19 protein-coding genes, 1 pseudogene and 1 riboswitch are annotated in these 21,313 nt (G+C 72.0%); of the genes and pseudogenes, 8 read left to right on the top strand and 12 right to left on the bottom strand.

From position 1 onward, the window contains the following. Positions 1-39: 39 nt before the first annotated feature. The 4 genes from ftsR to ACZ7KF_RS38835 all read left to right on the top strand — a co-directional run bounded on the left by ftsR (position 40) and on the right by ACZ7KF_RS38835 (position 3,868). Positions 40-777, top strand: coding sequence for a transcriptional regulator FtsR (gene ftsR / locus ACZ7KF_RS38850; protein ID WP_471086468.1), 738 nt, complete (start codon positions 40-42; stop codon positions 775-777). An 85-nt stretch (positions 778-862) separates the two neighbouring features. After that, positions 863-1,336 carry a bifunctional nuclease family protein gene (locus tag ACZ7KF_RS38845; protein WP_026253112.1) on the top strand — a complete coding sequence of 158 codons (474 nt, stop codon included), beginning with the start codon at positions 863-865 and terminating at the stop codon, positions 1,334-1,336. A 261-nt stretch (positions 1,337-1,597) separates the two neighbouring features. After that, on the top strand, positions 1,598-2,275 hold the full coding sequence (locus ACZ7KF_RS38840; protein WP_471086465.1) for a MerR family transcriptional regulator: 678 nt from the start codon (positions 1,598-1,600) through the stop codon (positions 2,273-2,275). Positions 2,276-2,344: 69 nt separating this feature from the next. Then, entirely contained in the window at positions 2,345-3,868 is a 1,524-nt protein-coding gene (locus ACZ7KF_RS38835) for a DNA polymerase IV (RefSeq protein ID WP_471086462.1), read from the top strand. A 200-nt stretch (positions 3,869-4,068) separates the two neighbouring features. Here ACZ7KF_RS38835 and ACZ7KF_RS38830 read toward each other — a convergent pair whose 3' ends face one another. Beyond that, on the bottom strand, positions 4,069-4,440 hold the full coding sequence (locus ACZ7KF_RS38830) for a PRC-barrel domain-containing protein (protein WP_471086459.1): 372 nt from the start codon (positions 4,438-4,440) through the stop codon (positions 4,069-4,071). 119 nt (positions 4,441-4,559) lie between these two features. Then, a riboswitch (glycine riboswitch) is annotated at positions 4,560-4,654 on the top strand. 174 nt (positions 4,655-4,828) lie between these two features. Here ACZ7KF_RS38830 and gcvP point away from each other — a divergent pair. Beyond that, on the top strand, positions 4,829-7,714 hold the full coding sequence (gene gcvP / locus ACZ7KF_RS38825; protein WP_471086456.1) for an aminomethyl-transferring glycine dehydrogenase: 2,886 nt from the start codon (positions 4,829-4,831) through the stop codon (positions 7,712-7,714). A gap of 146 nt (positions 7,715-7,860) precedes the next feature. Here the strand turns inward: gcvP and ACZ7KF_RS38820 are convergent, their stop codons facing one another. From ACZ7KF_RS38820 to modA, 4 genes are read right to left on the bottom strand one after another with little or no spacing between them, the layout of a single operon-like run. After that, on the bottom strand, positions 7,861-8,280 hold the full coding sequence (locus ACZ7KF_RS38820; protein WP_471086453.1) for a TOBE domain-containing protein: 420 nt from the start codon (positions 8,278-8,280) through the stop codon (positions 7,861-7,863). Between the two features lie 28 nt (positions 8,281-8,308). Beyond that, on the bottom strand, positions 8,309-9,514 hold the full coding sequence (locus ACZ7KF_RS38815; protein ID WP_471086450.1) for an ABC transporter ATP-binding protein: 1,206 nt from the start codon (positions 9,512-9,514) through the stop codon (positions 8,309-8,311). After that, the gene (gene modB, locus ACZ7KF_RS38810) at positions 9,511-10,371 is read right to left on the bottom strand and encodes a molybdate ABC transporter permease subunit (protein ID WP_471086447.1); all 861 of its coding nucleotides are present in this window, start codon (positions 10,369-10,371) and stop codon (positions 9,511-9,513) included. Before modB ends, ACZ7KF_RS38815 begins: the two co-directional genes overlap by 4 nt. Continuing rightward, the gene (gene modA, locus ACZ7KF_RS38805; protein ID WP_471086444.1) at positions 10,368-11,195 is read right to left on the bottom strand and encodes a molybdate ABC transporter substrate-binding protein; all 828 of its coding nucleotides are present in this window, start codon (positions 11,193-11,195) and stop codon (positions 10,368-10,370) included. Before modA ends, modB begins: the two co-directional genes overlap by 4 nt. Before the next feature lie 291 nt (positions 11,196-11,486). Here modA and ACZ7KF_RS38800 point away from each other — a divergent pair. Beyond that, positions 11,487-11,693 (top strand): annotated as a pseudogene (locus tag ACZ7KF_RS38800) (hypothetical protein); the annotation flags it as partial. Between the two features lie 75 nt (positions 11,694-11,768). Here the strand turns inward: ACZ7KF_RS38800 and ACZ7KF_RS38795 are convergent. The 6 genes from ACZ7KF_RS38795 to ACZ7KF_RS38770 form a co-directional block, all read right to left on the bottom strand. Continuing rightward, entirely contained in the window at positions 11,769-12,164 is a 396-nt protein-coding gene (locus ACZ7KF_RS38795; protein WP_397642786.1) for a molybdopterin-binding protein, read from the bottom strand. 122 nt (positions 12,165-12,286) lie between these two features. After that, positions 12,287-14,248 (bottom strand): APC family permease, encoded by a 1,962-nt coding sequence (locus ACZ7KF_RS38790; protein WP_471086441.1) that lies wholly within the window; start codon positions 14,246-14,248, stop codon positions 12,287-12,289. A gap of 417 nt (positions 14,249-14,665) precedes the next feature. Beyond that, positions 14,666-15,223, bottom strand: coding sequence for a hypothetical protein (locus tag ACZ7KF_RS38785; protein ID WP_471086438.1), 558 nt, complete (start codon positions 15,221-15,223; stop codon positions 14,666-14,668). A 122-nt stretch (positions 15,224-15,345) separates the two neighbouring features. Beyond that, positions 15,346-15,876 carry a universal stress protein gene (locus ACZ7KF_RS38780; RefSeq protein ID WP_471086436.1) on the bottom strand — a complete coding sequence of 177 codons (531 nt, stop codon included), beginning with the start codon at positions 15,874-15,876 and terminating at the stop codon, positions 15,346-15,348. Between the two features lie 481 nt (positions 15,877-16,357). Then, the gene (locus ACZ7KF_RS38775; protein ID WP_059248121.1) at positions 16,358-16,564 is read right to left on the bottom strand and encodes a DUF5999 family protein; all 207 of its coding nucleotides are present in this window, start codon (positions 16,562-16,564) and stop codon (positions 16,358-16,360) included. A gap of 275 nt (positions 16,565-16,839) precedes the next feature. Then, a complete protein-coding gene (locus ACZ7KF_RS38770) occupies positions 16,840-17,424 on the bottom strand; it encodes a hypothetical protein (RefSeq protein WP_471086434.1) in 585 nt (194 codons plus the stop codon). A gap of 570 nt (positions 17,425-17,994) precedes the next feature. Here ACZ7KF_RS38770 and ACZ7KF_RS38765 point away from each other — a divergent pair. Both ACZ7KF_RS38765 and ACZ7KF_RS38760 read left to right on the top strand, forming a co-directional pair. Beyond that, positions 17,995-19,512, top strand: a complete 1,518-nt coding sequence (locus ACZ7KF_RS38765; protein WP_471086431.1) for a glutamate-cysteine ligase family protein — start codon at positions 17,995-17,997, stop codon at positions 19,510-19,512. 228 nt (positions 19,513-19,740) lie between these two features. Beyond that, on the top strand, positions 19,741-20,481 hold the full coding sequence (locus ACZ7KF_RS38760; protein ID WP_471086484.1) for a CPBP family intramembrane glutamic endopeptidase: 741 nt from the start codon (positions 19,741-19,743) through the stop codon (positions 20,479-20,481). An 8-nt stretch (positions 20,482-20,489) separates the two neighbouring features. Here ACZ7KF_RS38760 and ACZ7KF_RS38755 read toward each other — a convergent pair whose 3' ends face one another. Beyond that, the gene (locus tag ACZ7KF_RS38755) at positions 20,490-21,302 is read right to left on the bottom strand and encodes a PhzF family phenazine biosynthesis protein (RefSeq protein WP_471086428.1); all 813 of its coding nucleotides are present in this window, start codon (positions 21,300-21,302) and stop codon (positions 20,490-20,492) included. Between the last annotated feature and the right edge of the window lie 11 nt (positions 21,303-21,313).

The raw sequence follows: 21,313 nt of genomic DNA, 5'->3' as shown, positions 1-21,313 counted from the left end.
CCCCGGACCGACGTCCGGGGGGACTCCCAGGGAAGGTCCATGCTTCAAACACCGAGCGGCGGTGCCGGAAGCGGTACCGCCGCCAGGGACAGTGGCCTGATGAGCATCGGCACGGTGCTGAACGTGCTGCGCGACGAGTTCCCCGAAGTCACCATTTCCAAGATTCGCTTCCTGGAGTCGGAGGGGCTCATCGAGCCGCAGCGGACCCCCTCGGGGTACCGCAAGTTCAGCGCCCGGGACGTCGAGCGCCTCGGTCACGTCCTGCGGATGCAGCGGGACCACTATCTGCCGCTCAAGGTGATCCGCGAGCACCTGGACGCCGTGGAGCGGGGCGAGGCGGCCCCGCTGCCCCTGGTCGGGCGTCAGCGCACCCCGGACGACGTGCCGGCGCCCCTGGAGGTGCCCACGGTGGCCAGAGTCGGCAAGGCCGAGCTGCTGGCCGCCGCGGACATCGACGAGGGCGAGCTGCAGGAGTGGGAGTCCTACGGGCTCATCGCTCCCCTGGAGGACGGGGCGTACGACGCCGAGGCCGTCACCGTGGCCGCGCTCGTCGCCGAGCTGGGCCGGTTCGGGATCGAGCCGCGCCATCTGCGGGTGATGAAGGCCGCCGCCGACCGGGAGGCCGGTCTGGTGGACCAGGTGGTGGCCCCGCTCAAGCGTCACCGCAATCCACAGACCAGGGCACACGCCGAGGCCCGTACGAAGGAGCTGGCGGCCCTCACGGTGAAGTTGCACGCCGCCCTGGTGAAGACCGCTCTCGGCGTGCGGCTTCCCTGAGCCGGCGGGCTCGGGAGCGGCCGGATCGGGCACCTGTTCCCGGCCCGACTACCCAAACGTCCCGGGCACGGCCTAGGGTTGCTGTGTGAACGAGCTCGATGTCGTAGGTGTCCGGGTCGAAATGCCCTCCAACCAACCGATCGTGCTCCTGCGCGAAGTGGGGGGCGACCGTTACCTCCCCATCTGGATCGGGCCGGGGGAGGCGACGGCGATCGCTTTCGCCCAGCAGGGCATGGCCCCCGCGCGACCGCTGACCCACGACCTTTTCAAGGACGTGCTGGAGGCTGTCGGCCAGGAGCTGACCGAAGTGCGTATCACCGATCTGCGGGAAGGGGTCTTCTACGCGGAGCTGGTGTTCGCCAGTGGGGTCGAGGTCAGCGCTCGCCCCTCCGATGCCATAGCGCTGGCCCTGCGCACCGGAACGCCGATCTACGGCAGTGACACGGTGCTGGACGACGCGGGCATCGCCATCCCGGACGAGCAGGAGGACGAGGTGGAGAAGTTCCGCGAGTTCCTCGACCAGATCTCGCCGGAGGACTTCGGCACCAGCAGCCAGTGAGACGCGCAGCCGGCCCTCCGGGGCGGGGGTTTCATGCGGGCCGTCGGCGGCTCCGTGCGGCCGGCGACCCGGCAATTGCCTCCGGCCGGTGAGAGCGTCCTACGGCCTCTCGCGAGCGCATTCGGCTAGCCTTTCCCCGCGGTGGGGCACGGGAAACCACTCCTAGGGTGATTATCACTCGGCGTGCCGAGTGTGGCGATCGTTGACGCACCCCTGGTGACTGCCTACCGTCGAGAAGGCAGGTCAAGGACGGAGGTCGGCGTGAGAACCAGCGGCGACGGTACGGCTGGGGGTGCCCCCGGTTTCGGGGAGAGCGGTCCGTACCCGCCCCCGAGCTCGCGGCTGCGCTCAGGCGGGGGACATGCCCATGCCGGCAGCGCGGTGGAACACGCTCCGCAGCTGCCGACGGCGGTGCCGAACGGCGGAGGGGTGGCGGCCATGACGTCCGAGGAGATCGGCTACCGCGGGCCCACGGCCTGCGCGGCAGCCGGCATCACCTACCGGCAGCTCGACTACTGGGCCCGCACCGGCCTGGTCGAGCCCAGTGTGCGGCCCGCCCACGGGTCCGGCACCCAGCGTCTGTACAGCTTCCGGGACGTCGTCGTCCTGAAGATCGTGAAGCGGTTCCTGGACACCGGGGTGTCGCTGCAGAACATCCGCACGGCCGTGCAGCACCTCAGGGAACGCGGTTTCCGCGATCTGGAGCGGATGACCCTGATGAGCGACGGCGCCACCGTGTACGAGTGCAGCTCGCCGGACGAGGTCCACGCCTTGCTCCAGGGCGGTCAGGGCATCTTCGGCATCGCCGTCGGCGTGGTGTGGCGAGACGTGGAAAGCGCCCTCTCCCAGCTGCACGGCGAGCGCATCGACACCGGCGAGACCCTCGTCGGGCACAACCCCGCGGACGAGCTGGCGCGGCGCCGCAACCGGGCGGTCTGACCGCCGGACCTCCCGCGAGGGGCCTCCGGCACCACCGCGTTGTCAGTGCCGTGGTGCAGCATCGGAGATGTGAGAAACGCGCCCACGATCCTGCATCTCGACATGGATGCCTTCTTCGCCTCGGTGGAGCAGGCATCCAAGCCGAGCCTGCGCGGGAAGGCGGTCGTCGTGGGCGGCCTCGGACCGCGCGGGGTGGTGGCCACCGCGTCGTACGAGGCACGGGTGTTCGGCGTGCACTCGGCGATGCCGATGGCACAGGCGCGCCGGCTGGCCCCCAACGCGGCCTACCTGGTGCCGCGCTTCACTCTGTACCGGGCGATCAGCGACCAGGTGATGGCGCTGTTGCGGGAGCTGTCGCCGCTGGTCGAGCCGCTCAGCCTGGACGAGGCGTTCGTGGACCTGGAAGCGGGCGGAGTGGCCCGGGACGAGGAGTCGGCGCGACTGGCGGGAGAGAAGCTGCGCGCGGACATCCGGGCGGCCACCGGGCTGACCGGATCGGTGGGGCTCGCCGCGTCCAAGATGCTCGCGAAGATCGCCTCCGAGCAGGCCAAGCCGGACGGCCTGGTGCTGATCGAACCGGGGACCGAGCGGGCGCTGCTGGGGCCGATGTCGGTGCGCACCCTGCCGGGGGTGGGGCCGGCCACCGGGGACCATCTGCGCAGGGCCGGGATCACCACGGTCGAGGAGCTGGCCGAGGCGGGCGAGGACGAACTGGTCCGGCTGGTCGGGAAGGCGCACGGGCACGGTCTGTACGCCATGGCCCTGGCCCGGGACGACCGGCCCGTGGTGGCCGAGCGGGAGACCAAGTCGGTGTCGGTGGAGGACACGTACGACGTGGACATCCATGACCGGCTGCGGGTCGGCCTGGAGGTGCAGCGGCTGGCCGACCGGTGCGTGGGGCGGCTGCGCGGGGCGGGGCTGTCCGGGCGGACGATCGTGCTCAAGGTGCGGCGGTACGACTTCTCCACCCTGACCCGCTCCGAGACGCTCAGAGGGCCCACGGACGACCCCGCGGTCGTCCGGGAGGCGGCGGCGCGGTTGCTGGATTCCGTGGACACCACGGGCGGGGTGCGGCTGCTCGGGGTGGGGGTGTCCGGGCTCGCCGACTACACGCAGGAGGACCTGTTCGCGCAGGCCATGCCGGTGCCTGCGACGGTGGAGCCGGAGCAGGCGGCGGTCGAGGCCGTCGCGGAGCGGCCGGAGCCGGTGGAGCGGCAGTGGCGGGCCGGGCAGGACGTGCGGCACGCCGAGTACGGGCACGGGTGGGTGCAGGGGAGCGGGCTGGGGCGGGTCACCGTGCGGTTCGAGACGCCGCAGTCCCCTCCGGGGCGGGTGCGGACGTTCTTCGTCGCCGATCCCGGGCTGGAGTCCGCCGAGCCGTTGCCGTTGGTCGCGGGAACCGACCTCGCCCACCCGGCCACCCGTCTCGACCGGCCGCCCGGCAGTGACCGCCGGGGATCTCCCTCCAGTGACCGCCACGCGGCTACGCCCCGGACCCCGGCGGCCTCGGCGGACGCCCGGCCCGCGACACCTGAGGATGTGGACCAGGGGGGCGAGGTCCGGCCCGGGGCCGTGGGGGCGGGGGGCGGTTGAGGTTCGCCCCCGGAAGGTGACCGGGGGCGAAGGGCGAGGGGCGGGCGAGGTTCAGCCCGTGGGGCGGTGACGGCCGAGGCGCGGCCCGGGGCGGAAGGGTGGGGCGATGTCCGTGGGGCGAATGTGGAGGAGGAGGCGGGTGGGGCAGTCGGAGGGATGCGGGGTGTGGGGCGGGGCCGGAGCGAGTGGAGGGGCAGCGCTCAGGGTTCCTCCGAGCCCGCGAGTTTGCCGAAGTCGCGGTCCGGGACCTTGGGGGGTGCGGTCACGTCGAGGCCGTAGTGGTGGTAGAGCTGGAGTTCCTGTTCGGGGGAGAGGTGACGACCCACGCCGAAATCGGGGGCGTCCCTGATGAGGGCGCGTTCGAAGGGGACGCGCAGGGTGCCCTCGACCAGCTCGCTGGGCTCCAGGGGGACGAAGGCGTCCCGGGAGAACAAGCCGGTGCGTATGGCCGCCCACTCGGGTACACCGGTCGCGTCGTCGAGGTACACCTCGTCGATGGTGCCGATCTTGGTGCCATCGCGGTCGAACGCCTTGCGGCCGATCAGGTTGCGCGGATCGATGTCGGTCTGCACGGCCCCTCTCCCTCCACTTGGTCGCAACTCATCCGTAAGCACTACAAAAGAGCACATTCAAGCGGGCGGCCACTCGAAGGCCCCGGCGTTGACCTCGCTGGTACCCTGACAGCGGCTGCTGACCCCGTGCGGGAGAGTCCTCCGACCACCTCGGAGGCGCCGAAGGAGCAAATCCTCCCCGGAATCTCTCAGGCCCACGTACCGCACGGACGAGGTCACTCTGGAAAGCAGGGCGGATGTCGACGGCTTCCGCCCTCACCGACGGTGAAAGCCGGCGTCCCCGGGCGCCCGGTGAAGCTCTCAGGTTGAGATGACAGAGGGGGAGGCCGTCGGGGTACCCATGCCGTGGTGCCCCTCGAAGGTCGCGTCAGACCAGGAGGCCTCCGCAATGACCGCCCATCGCATTCCGCTCTCCGAGCTCGAAGCCGGCATCCCGTTCGAGCAGCGCCACATCGGACCCGACCAGGAGGCGCGGGCCAAGATGCTCGCGCAGGTCGGCTACGGCTCGCTCGACGAGCTGACCGCCGCCGCGGTCCCGGATGTGATCAAGAACGCCGATGCCCTGGACCTGCCGGGCGCGCGTACCGAGGCGGAGGTGCTCGCCGAGCTGCGCTCGCTGGCCGACCGCAACCAGGTCCTCGGCTCCATGATCGGCCTGGGCTACCACGGCACCTTCACCCCGCCCGTCATCCTGCGCAACGTCATGGAGAACCCGGCCTGGTACACGGCCTACACGCCGTACCAGCCGGAGATCTCCCAGGGCCGTCTGGAGGCCCTGCTGAACTTCCAGACGATGGTCGCGGAGCTGACCGGTCTGCCCACCTCCGGCGCCTCCCTGCTGGACGAGGGCACGGCCGCCGCCGAGGCGATGGCGCTGTCCCGGCGCATGGGCAAGAACAAGAAGGGTCTGTTCCTGATCGACGCGGACGCGCTGCCGCAGACGATCGCCGTGATCGAGACCCGTGCCGAGCCGACCGGTGTCGAGGTCGTCGTCGCCGACCTCAGCGAGGGCATCCCGGCCGAGGTCGCCGAGCGTGAGATCAACGGCGTGCTGATCCAGTACCCGGGCGCCTCCGGTGCCGTACGGGACATCAAGCCCGTCATCGAGCAGGCGCACGAGCTGGGCGCGCTGGTCACGGTCGCCGCGGACCTGCTCGCGCTGACCCTGCTGACCTCGCCGGGCGAGCTGGGCGCGGACATCGCGGTGGGCACCACCCAGCGCTTCGGTGTGCCGATGGGCTTCGGCGGACCGCACGCCGGCTACATGGCCGTGCACGAGAAGTTCGCGCGCAGCCTCCCCGGCCGTCTCGTCGGCGTCTCCGTCGACGCCGACGGCAACAAGGCGTACCGGCTCGCGCTGCAGACCCGTGAGCAGCACATCCGCCGGGAGAAGGCGACCAGCAACATCTGTACCGCGCAGGTGCTGCTCGCCGTGATGGCCGGCATGTACGCCGTCTACCACGGGCCCGAGGGCCTGCAGACCATCGCCCGGCGCACGCACCGGTACGCGACGATCCTCGCCGCGGGCCTGACGGCCGCCGGTGTCGAGATCGTCAACGGCGCGTTCTTCGACACCGTCACCGCGCGCGTGCCCGGCAAGGCCGCCGAGGTCGTCGCCGCCGCCCGGGAGAACGGGGTCAACCTGCGTCTGGTCGACGCCGACCATGTCTCCGCGGCCTGCGACGAGACCACCGGCCGCGCCCAGCTGAGCGCCGTCTGGTCCGCCTTCGGCGCGCAGGCCGACATCGAGGCGCTGGACGCGACCGCCGAGGACACCCTGCCCGCGGCGCTGCTGCGCACCGACGCCTACCTCACCCACCCGGTCTTCCAGCAGCACCGTTCCGAGACCGCGATGCTGCGCTACCTGCGCAAGCTGGCCGACCGTGACTACGCGCTCGACCGCGGCATGATCCCGCTGGGCTCCTGCACCATGAAGCTCAACGCGACCACGGAGATGGAGCCGGTCACCTGGCCCGAGTTCGGCCAGCTGCACCCCTTCGCCCCGGCCGAGCAGGCGCAGGGCTACCTCACGCTCATCCACGAGCTGGAGGACCGCCTCGCCGAGGTCACCGGCTACGACAAGGTCTCCCTCCAGCCGAACGCCGGTTCGCAGGGCGAGCTGGCCGGTCTGCTCGCCGTACGCGGCTACCACCGTGCCAACGGCGACGAGCAGCGCACCGTCTGCCTGATCCCCTCCTCCGCGCACGGCACCAACGCGGCCAGCGCCGTGATGGCCGGCATGAAGGTCGTCGTCGTCAAGACCGCCGAGGACGGCGAGATCGACGTCGAGGACCTGCGCGCCAAGATCGAGCAGTACCGCGACGAGCTGGCGGTGCTGATGATCACCTACCCGTCGACGCACGGTGTGTTCGAGGAGCACGTCGCCGACATCTGCGCCCAGGTCCACGAGGCCGGCGGACAGGTCTACGTCGACGGCGCCAACCTCAACGCGCTCGTCGGCCTCGCCAAGCCCGGCCACTTCGGCGGTGACGTCTCCCACCTGAACCTGCACAAGACCTTCTGCATCCCGCACGGCGGCGGCGGCCCCGGCGTCGGTCCGGTCGCGGTCCGCGAGCACCTGGCGCCGTACCTCCCGAACCACCCGCTGCAGCCCGAGGCCGGCCCGGAGACGGGCGTCGGCCCGATCTCGGCGGCCCCCTGGGGCAGCGCGGGCATCCTGCCCATCTCGTGGGCGTACGTCCGGCTGATGGGCGGCGAGGGCCTGAAGCGGGCCACGCAGGTGGCCGTGCTCTCCGCGAACTACGTCGCCAAGCGCCTGGAGCCGCACTACCCGGTGCTCTACACCGGCCCCGGCGGTCTGGTCGCGCACGAGTGCATCATCGACCTGCGCCCGCTGACCAAGGCGACCGGCGTGAGCGTGGACGACGTGGCCAAGCGCCTGATCGACTACGGCTTCCACGCGCCGACCATGTCCTTCCCGGTGGCCGGCACGCTGATGATCGAGCCGACCGAGTCCGAGGACCTCAACGAGCTGGACCGGTTCTGCGACGCGATGATCGCCATCCGCGCGGAGATCGAGAAGGTCGGTTCCGGGCAGTGGCCCGCCGAGGACAACCCGCTGGGGAACGCCCCGCACACCGCCGCCGCGCTCGGCGGTGAGTGGGCGCACGCCTACAGCCGCGAGGAGGCCGTCTTCCCGGCCGGTGTCTCGGCCGCCGACAAGTACTGGCCGCCGGTGCGCCGTATCGACCAGGCCTTCGGCGACCGCAACCTGGTGTGCTCCTGCCCGCCCCTGGACGCCTACGAGGACTGAGTGAACGAAGGTGAGGGCCCCGTCCGCGACACGGACGGGGCCCTCACCCGTTCCCGGGCCGTCGCCGGGACGTCTCACTCGTTCCTGGGCCGTCGCCGGGACGTCTCACTTGTGCCCGGGCCGTCGCCAGGACGTCTCACTTGTTCCTAGGCCGTCGCCAGGGACACCTCGGTCGCCTTGATCAGGGCGATGACGTCGGAACCCACGAACAGGCCGAGGTCGCCGACCGCGTCCTTCGTGATCACGGCGGTGATCCGGCCGCCGGCGACGGAGATCTTCACGGACGCCATGGCCTCGCCGGTGGTGAGCTGGGTGATGGTGCCGGGCAGCTGGTTGCGGATCGACAGGCCCTCGACCCGCTGGGTGGCGAGGGAGACCTCGGTCGACTTCACCAGAGCGTGGACGGGCGTGCCGGGGGCGAGGGCGAGCTGCTCGGTGGCCTCCAGGGTGATGGCGGCCGTGAGCTGCGGGCCGCCGTCCAGGCGGACCTTGACGGTGGCCATGACCTCGCCGGGGTGGACCTCGGTGACGGTGCCGGGGAGCTGGTTGCGGATGCTCAGGGTCATGGGCACCCACCGTAGAGCGCCGGTCCGATCAGGCCGGGTATGCGTGGGTCTGCGTCGCCTTGACCGTCGCCCAGACCGATGCACCCGGATGCAGGTCCAGTTCGGCGGCGGCGACCGTCGTGAGGTCGGCCGCGAGGGGCAGCTCCCCGGTGAGTCCGGCGCGGATCTGGTCGCCGTGCGTCTCCAGGCCGGCGACCTCGCAGCGCCACAGGTTGCGGGCGCTGGCCCCGGTGGGCCGGTCCCGGAACAGGGTCACGGAGGACGGCGGGAACGCCACGAAGACCGGGCCGTACAGCTCCTCCGTGGTGGTGATCGCCGGCCCCGCGTCCAGCCGCACCGTGTGTCCCGCGGCCCGGCCCCGGTAGAGGTTGAGGCCGACGAGCCGGGCGATGTAGTCCGTGCGGGGGTGCCGGGCGATGTCGGCGGGGGTGCCCTCCTGGACCACCCGGCCGTGCTCGACGACCACCAGCCGGTCCGCGAGCACCATGGCGTCCAGCGGATCGTGGGTGACCAGGACCGAGACCGCCTCGAACGCCGCCAGGTGGCGGCGCAGCTGGGCGCGGACCTCCAGGCGGGTACGGGCGTCCAGGGCCGCCAGCGGCTCGTCCAGGAGCAGCAGGCGGGGACGGGTGGCCAGGGCGCGGGCGAGGGCCACGCGCTGGGCCTGGCCGCCGGAGAGACGGCGCGGCTTGGTGCCCGCGTGGTCGGTGAGACCCATGCGCTCCAGCCACGCCGCCGCCTGGGTACGGGCCTCGGCCTTGCCCGCGCCCCGGCAGCGGGGGCCGAAGGCGACGTTGTCCAGGGCGGAGAGGTGGGGGAAGAGCAGGTAGTCCTGGAAGACGACGCCGACCGGGCGGGACTCCGGGGGCGTGTGTTCCAGCGAGGCACCGTCCAGGCGGAGGTGGCCGTCCGTGAGCGGGGTGAGGCCGGCGAGGGCGCGCAGGGCTGTGGTCTTGCCGGCGCCGTTGGGGCCGAGGAGGGCGACGACGTCCCCGGGGGCGGCCGTCAGGGTGACGTCCAGACGGAATCCGGCGTGGTCACGAGAGCCGGTGCGGTCGACGACGAGGCGGGCGTCGAGACCGGTGGCCGGGGGGTGGTGGTGCGGGGGCGTGGGCGCCGTCGGGGCGTGCGAGGGGGCGGCGCTGCCGGCCGGTGCGGGTGTCGTTCCCCCGGGTGGGGCGGCGTTCGTGGCCGTGGGGTGGGAGGGCGGTGTCGTGTCGTCGTTTGTTGTCATGATGTCGTCATCCAGCGGTCCCGGAGCGCCGCGAGGACCGTGATCGACACGGCCAGCAGCACCAGGCTGAGGGAGATGGCGGCCTCGGGGTCGTTCTGCAGGGCGAGGTAGACCGCGAGGGGCATGGTCTGGGTGCGGCCGGGGAAGTTGCCCGCGAAGGTGATCGTCGCGCCGAACTCGCCGAGTGCCCGGGCCCAGGCCAGCACCGAGCCGGCCGCGACACCGGGGGCGATCAGCGGCAGCGTGACCCGCCGGAACGCGGTGAAGCGGGAGGCGCCGAGCGTGGCCGCCGCCTCCTCGTAGCGCGCGTCGGCGGCCCGCAGGGTGCCCTCGACGCTGATCACCAGGAACGGCATCGCCACGAACGCTTCCGCGATCACGACCCCGGTGGTGGTGAACGGCAGGGTGATCCCGAACCAGGCGTCGAGCCACTTGCCGACGACGCCGTTACGGCCCAGTGCGAGGAGCAGTGCCACACCGCCGACGACCGGCGGGAGGACGAGCGGCAGGGTGACCAGCGCCCGTACCAGGCCGCGGCCGGGGAACTCCGTACGGGCCAGCAGCCAGGCCAGCGGCACCCCGAGGACGAGGCTGACGGCCGTCGCCGCGGTGGCGCTGATCAGGGACAGCTGGAGCGCCTGCCACACCTCGGTGCTGGTCAGCCGGCCGGGCAGGCCGCGCCAGGGCGCGCGCACGAGCAGCGCGAGCAGCGGCAGCAGCAGGAAGGCCATGGCCAGCAGGCCCGGCAGCAGCAGCGGCAGCGGCACTCCCCGCCGGCCGCCGGTGCCGACGCGGCGACGCCGCGGCCGGTCCGTGCGGGGACCGGTCGCGGCGCCGGGCTCGTCGAGCGGGGTCACGGCTTGAGGAACCCGGCCTCGCTCAGGACCTTCTGGCCTTCGGCGGACCGCACCAGCTCGATGAAGGCCTTGGCCGCCGCGGTGCTCCGGGAGTCCTTCAGCAGGGCGATCGGGTAGTCGTTGACGGCCTTGGCCGACTCGGGGAACTCCACGCCCTCCACCGTGCCGCCCGCCGCCTTCACATCGGTCTTGTAGACCACCGCGGCGTCGGCCTCCTTCAGCACCACCTTGTTCAGGGCGGACTTGACGTCCTCCTCGTAGGAGACCGGGGTGAGCTTCAGGGCGGCGGCGTCGAGGGCCTTCTGGGCGGCGGCGCCGCACGGCACCGCCTTGTCGCACAGGACGACCTTCAGGCCGGGCTTGGTGAGGTCCTTCAGGGAGGCCACCTTGTCGGGGTTGCCCGGCAGGGTGGCGATCTCCAGCTGGTTGCGGACGAACGTGGCCGGGGTGCCGACCGCGTCCTGCTCGTCCGTCACGATCTTCATCGTCTTGGGGCTGGCGGCGGCGAAGACGTCCGCCGGGGCACCGCTGGTGATGCTCGCGGCGAGGGTGTCGCTGCCGCCGAAGTTGAAGCTGACCTCGGTGCCGGGGTGCGCCTGCTCGAACTCCTTGCCCAGCGTCGTGAAGCTCTCCTTCAGGGAGGCCGCCGCGAACACGGTGACCGTGCCGGACAGCTTCGGGGAAGTGGACGCCGACGTCTCCGGAGAACCGGAGGCGTCCTTGGAGTCCGACGAGGAGGAGCAGGCGCTCAGTGCCATCAGGGCGGCGGCTCCCGCACCGGCCAGTTGCAGCATCCGCCGGGTCCGGCGCACGGAACGGGTCATCACGGATCTACTCCTCGGGTTCTGTGGAAGAGCTGTCGCGCCCTGGGTACGGCCGGGCATCGGCCGTGCGGCGATGATACTGCCGCATCTGCCAGGTGTAAGTCTCCTGTCGCATCGCATGAGCCGCGAACTTGTGACTTGTAGCTTGCATGTGCGTTTGTACGGCACTCAGGGGCAACGTCCTGGCCGACGCCGGCCCTGGCTTCGACCCGGCCCGGCGCAAGGACCAGCAGGACGGGCGCGTCGGCGAAGTCCGGGTCGGTCTCGGCCCAGGACAGCAGCGCGTGGCGGGTCACCATCGACGGCACCCCCCTGGACGAGGCCGGGCCCCAGCTGGTGCTTCCGCAGGACCGCTGCGGGGCCCGGCACAGCGGCGGGATCACGGCGATCCGGGTGGACGGGGGCTACCGCTTCGGACCGGCCGTCCGGAGCGCGGCGCCGGACCGGCGCGGTGCGGCGCCGGCCGCACCCGGCCCCGCGTCGGCGGCTGCTGCGTGAACCGTGCGTCCGTCGCGTGCCGCCGCGGCCGGCTCGGTCCGCGGGCGGTCCTGCCGTGCCGGTGAGCGCGTGGGGTCAGACGCGGTCGATGTGCACGTTGGTGGACTTCACGCGGGCGGTGGCCTCCATGCCGACCTCCAGGCCCAGCTCCTCCACGGCTTCCCGGGTCAGCAGCGAGACGAGCCGGTGCGGGCCCGCCTGGATCTCCACCTGGGCGGCGACATCACCGAGCTTGATCGCGGTGACGATGCCGGGGAAGGCGTTGCGGACGGAGGTGTGGGAGGCGTCCTCCTCACCGCCGCCGCCCTTGGCCAGTTCGACCGAGAACGCGGCGAGGTCCCGGCCGTCGATGAGCCGCCGCCCGGACTCGTCGCGGTGCGTGGTCACCCGGCCGGCGTCGGCCCAGCGGCGGGCGGTGTCCGGGCTGACGCCGAGCAGCCGTGCGGCCTGGCCGATCGTGTAGGACTGCATGCCGGTCACGATAGGGCCCCGCGGCGGGAACCGTGGACCTGGGGTTGGCCGTCGGGTACAACGCGATGGGTCGTCGGCGGACCGGGCGGGTCGCCGGTGCCCCCGCCTCCCGGCTGCCGGGCTCAGCCGGTGTGCACGCGCGGTCGGCGTGTCCGGTCCGGTTCCGCCTCGCGGAGCACCTCCCGGGTGACGGGGGCGACCTCGCCCTGGCCGAAGAGGAAGAAGCGGAGGAAGTTGGCGAACGGACTGCCCTCGGTCCACTCGAAGTAGATGTGCGGGGTGCAGCCCGTCATGTCCCGGACGTGCAGCAGGAGCGCGGCGAGGGCGTTGGGGATGGAGGCGGACTCGAGCGTCAGGATGCGGTAGCGGTTGTGCAGCACCTCGCCGCGTACGGTCAGTCCGGCCTCGAACTCGGAGGGGTCCGTGACCGTGACCTCGACGAAGACGAAGTCGTCCTGCTCGGGCAGTTCGTTGTCGGCCCGGATCTGCTCGACCTTGTCGCGGTACTCGGCCTTGTCGCGCCGGTCGGGCTCGTTGGCGATGAACCGGATCTTGCGGCTGGCCATATCCCTGACGAATCGTTCCGCCATCGGATCCAGGGTCACGCTGGTCACGCGCAGCTCGAAGGCGCGGGCCAGTCGGGACAGCAGCGAGACCAGGATGATGCCGACGATGAAGCAGGCACCGATCTTCACACCGTCGGGGCGCTCGATGACGTTCACGACGGTCGTGTACAGGAACACCACGGAGATGATCGCGAAGGCGACGGTCCAGCCGCGCTGGGCCGCCTTGTGGGCGGCGATGGTCACCGCGATCGCCGCGGAGCTGATCAGTACCAGCACGCCGGTGGCGTAGGCGCCGCCCTGTGCGTCGACGTCGGCGTCGAAGATCCACGTGACCAGGAAGGCGATCAGCGTGAAGACGATGACCATCGGGCGGACGGCGCGCGCCCAGTGCGGGGCCATGCCGTAGCGGGGCAGGTAGCGCGGCATGAGGTTGAGCAGGCCGGCCATCGCGGAGGCACCGGCGAACCAGAGGATCGCGATGGTCGAGACGTCGTACACCGTGCCGAAGGCGTTGCCGAGGTATTCGTGCGCGAGGTAGGCCAGCGCGCGGCCGTTGGCCTGGCCGCCGGACTTGAACTCGTTCTCGGGGATGAGCAGCGTCGTGATGAAACTGGTGGTGATCAGGAAGCCGCTCATGATCAGGGCGGCGGTGGTCAGCAGCTTCTTGGTGTCCCTGATCCGGCCGGCGGGCCGCTCCTCGGTGTCGTCGGGATCGCCCTGCACGTGCGGCATGACGGCCACACCGGTCTCGAAGCCGGACAGGCCCAGGGCGAGTTTCGGGAAGACGATCAGCGCCACGCCGATCATCACGAAGACGTTCCCGTGCTCCGTGGTCAGCGCGCTGCTCCAGTCGGTGATCACGTGCCCGGCGGTGACGACGTGCCACAGGCCGACGATCACGACCACGAGGTTGAGCACGAGGTAGACGCCCACCAGGGCGACCGCGACCCCGACGGCCTCCAGGAAGCCCTTGAGGAAGACCGCGCCGAGCAGCGCCACGAGGATCAGCGTGATCAGCATCTGCTTGCCGTCGAGGGCTTCCGTCAGATGCGGGTTCTCCACCAGGTGGGTGGAGGCGTCGGCGGCGGAGAGGGTGATGGTGATCAGGAAGTCGGTCGCCGCGAAGCCCAGCAGGGTGAGCACGAAGAGCTTGCCCTGCCAGAACGACAGCAGCCGTTCGAGCATCGCGATCGAGCCTTCGCCCCGCGGGCTCTCCTCGGCCACCCGGCGGTAGACCGGCAGCGCGCCGGCCAGCGTCACGATGACGAGCACGATGGTCGCCACCGGCGAGAGCAGGCCGGCCGCCAGGGCCGCGATGCCGGGCTGGTAGCCGAGGGTGGAGAAGTAGTCGACACCGGTCAGGCACATCACCCGCCACCAGCGCTGCCCCTGGTGCGCGGGCTCGGGCGCGGCGTGCGGTCCGGTGTGCTGGCCACCGCCCTTGCCCATGTCGGACAGCCCCTCCAGCATCCAGGCGCGCAGGCGGCTGGTACTGGGAGGGTGTTCGGTCGTGGCCATCGGCGTGCTCCTGACGTGTGGCTCAGCTCTTTCGGGCCATCACGCGGACGGCGGCACCAGCGTAAGCAGAGCGTGATACCTGGGCCCATGGATCGGGGGCCGGGAGGCGTCAAGCTTGCGTTAAGAATGGCCTGAGAGCGGCGGGTCCGCAGGAAGAAGGGGAGGCCGGAGCGGTCGCGCGGGGCGGGGACGCGGCGGATGAGCGGGCAGGGGGCCGGGCACGCGGCCGATGGACTCCGGCCACCGAGCGTCATCGCCTACGACGCCGGAGCGCCTGCCCACGGGAGCACGGTGGCTCCTTCTCGCCTAGGCTCTCGGCGCCCGGACGCGTCGGGTCACCGCAGTCGGCGCCCGGTGACGGTCTTCGTGGCCTGCGGGGCATCCGCGCGCCGGGTCCCGGCGTCCGGACGCGCCCCGCTACTCCAGCCCCGATGCCCGGAACACGCCGCGTGCCGTCTCGCTGTCCAGCCGGCGGGCCAGGCGGTGCAGTGCGGTCGTGCCGGACAGCAGAGTGCCGGCGGCCTCCGAGCGGCGGGCGCCCTCGTCGAGCCGGTACCACAGGTCCGGGTTGCGGATCAGGACCTCCGGGTCGATCTCGATCCGGTTGCCGAGCGCGTCGCGCAGCACCAGGCGCTGGGACACACCGTCCACCGGGCGCACCGCGACGAGGAGATCGGTGCGGACCCGGCGGGTGCGCAGCAGGCGGCGGGTGGCCAGCCAGCCGGGGCCGGCCGACACGCGCGCCGGGAACAGGACCAGGAGCAGCAGCAGGGCCAGCAGGAGCCACAGCGCACCGTGCCACCAGGTCAGCGTGCCGGCCGCCCGGTCGGCGCCCAGAAGCAGCCCGAACAGTGCAGCGGCGCACCGGACCGAACTGCGTACGTCCCGCTTCCAGCTGCGGTCGCAGACCGCGGTCCCGGCGCGGGACGGGGACGAGCCGGCCGTCTGCGGGCGGGTGTCGTTGCGGTGCTCCATGAGAGAGACGGTAGACCGCCGAAAGCCTGCCGCGTCCCCTCCTTGACGGTGCCCTGACGGCGCGGGTCCGGTTCTTGACGGGACCGCAGCGCCCCCCGGGGCCGGGCGACCGGTCCGGCGCCTCACAACCCCCGGGTGTCCATGCGCAGATGCCACGTGTTGCGCCGGTGGACGGACAGCAGTTCGGACTGGAGCGGGGACGGGGGGACCGCCAGGACCGGGCAGACCGCGTGGCCCAGGCAGTGCCGGGAGACCCGGCCGGAGAAGGCCCGCTGCAGCCCGCGCCGCCCCGCGCCCACGACCAGGACGTCGTCCTCCCGGTCCGCGGTCGCCACCAGCGCCCGGCCCGGGGCGCCGCGGACGACGAGGGCGTGCATCGGCACGCCGGGGCCCTCCGTGCCGAAGATCTCGTCGAGCACCGAGGCCAGCCGCTGCTTGGCCAGCCGCTGCCACTCCTCGACCAGCAGGCCGGCGGCGGGGGAGCGCCGGGCGGCGGAGTCACCGCCGGGCGGTTCCCAGGCCAGCACGGGCCACAGCTCGGCTCCCACCCGGCGGGCCAGCGCGGTGGCCCGCCGCAGGGCCGTGACGCTGCCCAGGGATCCGCTCACTCCGACCACCACTCGCGCGACCGCCGAGCCGTCGTCACCGGACATGACTCCACCGTTCCGCACGGGCACCGGCGGGATGACACCCGCGGACGCGCCCGCCTGCAAGGTCCCTGCTCTCTTCCATCCCACCCCCGCTTCGCCGATTCGACCAGCCGGACGGCTCCGACGCTCCCGCCAAGACCCTGTCCCCTCGGAAACCCGGCGAGCCTGCCGAAACGTTCGATCGCCTCGGGGAGGCGAGCAGGCGGACCTACGGCGATCCCCTCATCCCCGGGCGGGGCTGTCCGCGCGCCTGGACGAGGCCCCTCACTACGACCTGGAGGTGAGCGGGGGTGCGGCGGGGGGCGTGGCGGCCGTGATCGCGCGGATCTCCCCGCTGCGGCAGGCCGTCCCCGAACGCCCCGTGCCCACCGGTCCGCAGCGCTGCGCCAGCGCCCGGTCACGGCTCGCAGCCGCTGCCCGGCACGCGTCGGGGCCGGTGCGCACCCCGTGTGTGCGGCCGGCCCCTCGCGTCACTGCGCCGTCCTCAGGCGGCGGTCATCACCTGGTCCGCACCGAGCGGGCGGTGCGGGGCGATGATGCGGCCGTCGGGCAGCAGCTCGCCCGTGTCCTCGAAAAGCAGGACGCCGTTGCACAGCAGGCTCCACCCCTGCTCCGGGTGATGCGCCACGAGGCGGGCGGATTCCCGGTCGGCGGATTCGGCTGGCGGGCACGGCGGCTGGTGCTGGCACATGGGCGGGATCTCTCGCTCTGTCGTGATCATGTCCGTCCCCCGTGATGGTGAGTCGGTCGGAAACCAGTGTTGTCCTCTGGGCGTCGTTCCGCAGGGATTTCACGGCACCGCTTCTCACCAGTTCATGACGCGTCACCCGCGCGGACGGTTCAGTCCAAGTGCACTGTCACTTCGGGTGGTTCGCACTGGCCGGATGGGACTAGTCCGGTCGGTGGGGTGCCCGACATGGCGGTACCCCGCTTCCCTTCCGGGCAGCGGGGTACGCGGACGTCGGGTCAGGCAGGTGAACCGAGCAACGGGAGAGGAGTCGCCCGATGGGTGAGTACCGGCAGCAACTCGGCGACCCGGAAGGGACGGTGCGTCGGAATGCCGGGCGGCGCCGGTGCCAGCGGTACGAGCAGGTCCGTGGCGGCCGGATGGCCCTCGGCGCCGTCGCCGGAGCAGTCACCGTGCAGCCACAGGGTGAGCATGTACAGCCCGGGCACGGACAACAGGCGTGCCTGGTAAGGCTGTTGCAACGCCTCGGCCTGTTCCAGGGCACGTTCGGTGGAGGCGACGTACGGGCCTTCGAAGAAGTGCGAGAAGGCCCAGCCGTCGGGGGTGAGCATGGTCTCGGCCGCGGCCACCGCGCGGTCGCCGCACCGGATCAGGAAGCGCCAGCCGGCCAGCCGGGTGGCGGACAGGCCTTCCGCGGTGATCCGGTCCAGCACGTGGACGGGCAGCGGGAGTTCCGGTGTCGCTGGTCCCTGCGCGGCACGCAGGGAGGGGGTCGGGGCCTCACGGACCGCGGTGGGGGAACCGAGGGCGGTGAGGACGGAGCGCAGTGCGGGCGCGGGGGCAGGGGGCACGTGAAGCGGCATGTGGGTCGCCTCTCATTCGACAGGCGCGGCGGCGCGAGGAGGGTGGGGCGGACGGCGCTGTCTGCTCACGGAAGGCCGGAGAGGTGGGGGCCCGGGTGGGTGGGAAAGAGGGTGCGGCTCGGCCTGCCGCCCGTCAACCGGGAGGACAGGAACTCAGCGGAAACCAGAACCGAGGGCGCCAACCTTCTGCCTTGTGGGCGAAGTTTATACGACGTGTGTTCGGCCGATGTTTCGGCTATCCGATTCCGGTCGAACGGACAAGGCTGAATTGGGCCGTCGATTTGCGGAACTCATCCCGTTTTCCGGGCCGGGGTCTCGCCGCTGACCTCGTCATACGCACCGGTAGCGGACGGCTGAATGTCGTCGGCGTTTTTCACGAGGCGTTCGGGGCACCCGAAGGTGCACGTTGCGGCATGCCCCGTGAATGTGCCGCCGGGAACATTCAGACAGAGTAGCGGGCGGCGGGCCGGTGCGGGACGTTATCGATCGCTTCGGCTGGGCATCATCCCACCTGACCCGGGAGCCCAGCGGCCGGATCGTCGGCCCGCCCATCCGAGGAGGGACACTTCGATGGGGGAGAAGGTCGTGGCGGGGCAGTTCGACCTGTCCGATCGCCAGCGCTACCGTGAAAAGCTGCAGAAGTGCCTGACGGGACTGGAGCGGCTGCTGCGTGAGAAGCGATTCGACCGTCCCAAGAATCTCATGGGAGTCGAGATCGAATTGAATCTCGCGGGGCCCGACGGTATGCCGAAAATGTTGAACGGGCAGGTACTGGAGCGCATCGCGAGCCGTGATTTCCAGACAGAACTCGCCATGTTCAATCTGGAAGTGAACATAGCCCCACACCGACTGGGGGGCCGGGTATTCGACCGGCTCGCCGAGGAACTGCGCACCTCGCTCGCCTACGCCGACCGCAAGGCCGGCGAGGTGGACGCGGGCATCGTGATGATCGGCATCCTGCCCACGCTGGACCGGGACGACCTGGTCTCGTCCAACCTCTCGGAGGTCGACCGCTACACGCTCCTGAACGACCAGATCGTCGCCGCCCGCGGCGAGGACTTCCGGCTCGACATCGACGGTGTGGAGCACCTCGTCTGTACGTCGAAGTCCATCGTGCCCGAGGCCGCGTGCACCTCCGTGCAGCTGCATCTGCAGGTCACCCCGGCGCGCTTCGCCGACGTGTGGAACGCGGCCCAGGTGGCCTGCGCCGCGCAGATCGCCGTGGGCGCGAACTCGCCGTTCCTCTTCGGGCACGAGCTGTGGCGCGAGTCCCGGCCCCCGCTGTTCCTGCAGTCCACCGACACCCGGCCGCCCGAGCTCCAGGCACAGGGCGTACGGCCGCGCACCTGGTTCGGCGAGCGCTGGATCTCCTCCGCGTACGACCTGTTCGAGGAGAACCTGCGCTACTTCCCGGCCCTGCTGCCGATCTGCGACGACGAGGAGCCGCTGGAGGTCGTCGAGGCCGGCGGGGTGCCGAAGCTCGCCGAACTCGTCCTGCACAACGGAACGATCTACCGGTGGAACCGGCCGGTGTACGGCATCGCGGACGGTGTCCCGCATCTGCGGGTGGAGAACCGGGTGCTGCCGGCCGGGCCGACCATCACGGACGTGATCGCCAACGCCGCCTTCTACTACGGCCTCGTCCGCGCCCTCGCCGAGGAGCCCCGGCCGGTGTGGACGCGGATGCCGTTCGCGGCGGCCGAGGCGAACTTCGACGCCGCGTGCCGGCTCGGCATCGACGCGCGCTTCGTCTGGCCCCGGCGAGGACGGTACGGCGGCACGGGCGAGGTCGACGCGGTCACGCTGATCCGCGACGAGTTGCTGCCGCTCGCCTCCGCCGGGCTGGACGCGTGGGGCGTGGAGGCCGCCGACCGGGATCTCTACCTGGGCGTGATCGAGGAGCGCTGCCGGCGCCGGGTGAACGGGGCGTCCTGGCAGGCGGCCACCTTCCACCGGGCGCTGGAACAGGGGCTCTCCCGCGAGGCGGCCCTGGCGGCGACGACACGCCGGTATGCCGAGTTGATGCACGTGGGCGAGCCGGTGCACACCTGGCCGGTGGGCCTGCCCGAGGCGGTGCCGCTGGGCTGAGCACCGACCTCGCGGCCGACGGCCGCGGAGCCGCGACACGCGGTGGGCGAGGGGGCCGGAGTCCAGAGGGCGGGAGGTGAGAGGACCGGGCGTCGGGCCCGCGGGTGCTTCTGCGATCCTTGCCAGGCGAAGGCGGGCCCGGGGCCCGTGAGACGGCTGGAGGCAGGGGTACAGGTGGAGGCAGACTCGGCGGCCGGTTCCTCGGCGGGGGAGCGCGACCCGCGGCGGATGCTGCGGGACGAGACACTGCTCGTGCTCGCGCTCTCGCTCGGGGCGAGCGGAGTGTCCGCGCTCATCAGCTTCATCGGCTCGGTCACCAAGCCGGGCGGCCTCAAGGACCAGGCGGCCACCCTCAACGCCTCGGCCGCACCGGGCCGCCCCTGGCTGGACCTGGCCTGGCAGCTCTTCGGCATCGCCACCGCGCTGGTCCCCGTGGCACTCGTCGCCCACCTGCTGCTGCGCGAGGGCACGAGCCTGCGCGCCCTCGGCTTCGACCGCACCCGCCCCGGGCCCGACCTGGCCCGGGGCGCCGGCATCGCGGCCGTGATCGGCAGCACCGGCATCGCCTTCTACCTGGCCGCCCGCGGCCTCGGCTTCAACCTCACCGTCGTACCGGAGGCACTGCCGGACGTGTGGTGGAAGTACCCGGTACTGATCCTCTCGGCCCTGCAGAACGCCATCCTCGAAGAGGTGATCGTCGTCGGCTATCTGCTGCGCCGGCTGGGCCAGTTGGGCTGGACCCCGGGGACCGCACTGGTGGCCAGCGCGGTCCTGCGCGGCTCGTACCACCTCTACCAGGGCATCGGCGGCTTCCTCGGCAACATGGTCATGGGCGTGGTGTTCGTCTGGCTGTACCGACGCTGGGGCCGGGTCGGCCCGCTGGTCGTCGCGCACTCCCTGCTCGACATCGGCGCGTTCGTCGGCTACGCCCTCCTCGCGGGCAAGGTGGGCTGGCTGCCGACCGCCTGACCGCGCCGTCAGGCGTGCAGTTCGCCCTCGACGACGGTCACCGCACGGCCGGTCAGCAGCGTGCGCTCGCCCCGCAGGAGCGTGCGGACCAGCCCGGTGCGACGGGACGCCTGCAGCCCGACGAGGTCGTCGCGGCCGAGGCGGGCGGACCAGTGCGGGGCGAGCGCGGTGTGGGCGCTGCCGGTGACCGGGTCCTCGTCGATGCCGACGTTCGGGAAGAAACAGCGGGAGACGTAGTCGTGGCCGCGCGCGGGTTCCTCGGCGCGGGCGGTGGCGATGATGCCGCGCGAGGAGTAGGCGCCCAGGGACTTGTGGTCGGGGGAGAGGCCGAGGACGGTCTTCTCGTCGGCCAGCTCCACCAGCAGGTCGCCGACGTTCGGCCCGGTGTCGAACGCGGCCACGGGCTCCGCGCCCAGCGCCTCGGCCACCCCCGCCGGGATCTCGACGGGAGTGAGCGGGGCGGTCGGGAAGTCGAGCGTGATCGAGCCGTCCGCGGCAGGCGTGGCGATCAGCACGCCGCTGCGCGTGGCGAACCGCACCGGACCTTCGTGGACGCCGGTGGTGTGCAGGACGTGGGCGGTGGCGAGGGTGGCGTGCCCGCACATCGCGACCTCGGCGACGGGCGTGAACCAGCGCAACGCCCAGTCCGCCTCACCGCCCCCGGGCAGCGGGTGCGCGAACGCCGTCTCGGCGTGGTTGACCTCCATGGCGACGTTCTGGAGCCAGTCGTCGTCCGGGAAGACGTCGTCCAGGAGCAGGACTCCGGCCGGGTTGCCGGCGAAGGGGCGGTCGGTGAAGGCGTCCACGATTCGAATGCGCATGGCGCCGACGC

The organism is Streptomyces sp. NPDC038200, from assembly GCF_055600785.1.
This window is presented reverse-complemented; position numbering and strand designations above follow the sequence as displayed.

Excerpts from the sequence above, each read along its gene's own strand:
- ACZ7KF_RS38820 (WP_471086453.1), bottom strand. The coding sequence starts at position 8,280 with ATGACCCTGAGCATCCGCAACCAGCTCCCCGGCACCGTCACCGAGGTC.
- ACZ7KF_RS38795 (WP_397642786.1), bottom strand. The coding sequence starts at position 12,164 with ATGCAGTCCTACACGATCGGCCAGGCCGCACGGCTGCTCGGCGTCAGC.
- ACZ7KF_RS38755 (WP_471086428.1), bottom strand. The coding sequence starts at position 21,302 with ATGCGCATTCGAATCGTGGACGCCTTCACCGACCGCCCCTTCGCCGGC.
- ACZ7KF_RS38780 (WP_471086436.1), bottom strand. The coding sequence starts at position 15,876 with ATGTCCGGTGACGACGGCTCGGCGGTCGCGCGAGTGGTGGTCGGAGTG.
- ACZ7KF_RS38775 (WP_059248121.1), bottom strand. The coding sequence starts at position 16,564 with ATGTGCCAGCACCAGCCGCCGTGCCCGCCAGCCGAATCCGCCGACCGG.
- ACZ7KF_RS38790 (WP_471086441.1), bottom strand. The coding sequence starts at position 14,248 with ATGGCCACGACCGAACACCCTCCCAGTACCAGCCGCCTGCGCGCCTGG.
- ftsR (WP_471086468.1), top strand. The coding sequence starts at position 40 with ATGCTTCAAACACCGAGCGGCGGTGCCGGAAGCGGTACCGCCGCCAGG.
- ACZ7KF_RS38765 (WP_471086431.1), top strand. The coding sequence starts at position 17,995 with ATGGGGGAGAAGGTCGTGGCGGGGCAGTTCGACCTGTCCGATCGCCAG.
- ACZ7KF_RS38770 (WP_471086434.1), bottom strand. The coding sequence starts at position 17,424 with ATGCCGCTTCACGTGCCCCCTGCCCCCGCGCCCGCACTGCGCTCCGTC.
- ACZ7KF_RS38760 (WP_471086484.1), top strand. The coding sequence starts at position 19,741 with ATGCTGCGGGACGAGACACTGCTCGTGCTCGCGCTCTCGCTCGGGGCG.
- gcvP (WP_471086456.1), top strand. The coding sequence starts at position 4,829 with ATGACCGCCCATCGCATTCCGCTCTCCGAGCTCGAAGCCGGCATCCCG.
- modA (WP_471086444.1), bottom strand. The coding sequence starts at position 11,195 with ATGACCCGTTCCGTGCGCCGGACCCGGCGGATGCTGCAACTGGCCGGT.
- ACZ7KF_RS38785 (WP_471086438.1), bottom strand. The coding sequence starts at position 15,223 with ATGGAGCACCGCAACGACACCCGCCCGCAGACGGCCGGCTCGTCCCCG.
- ACZ7KF_RS38815 (WP_471086450.1), bottom strand. The coding sequence starts at position 9,514 with ATGACAACAAACGACGACACGACACCGCCCTCCCACCCCACGGCCACG.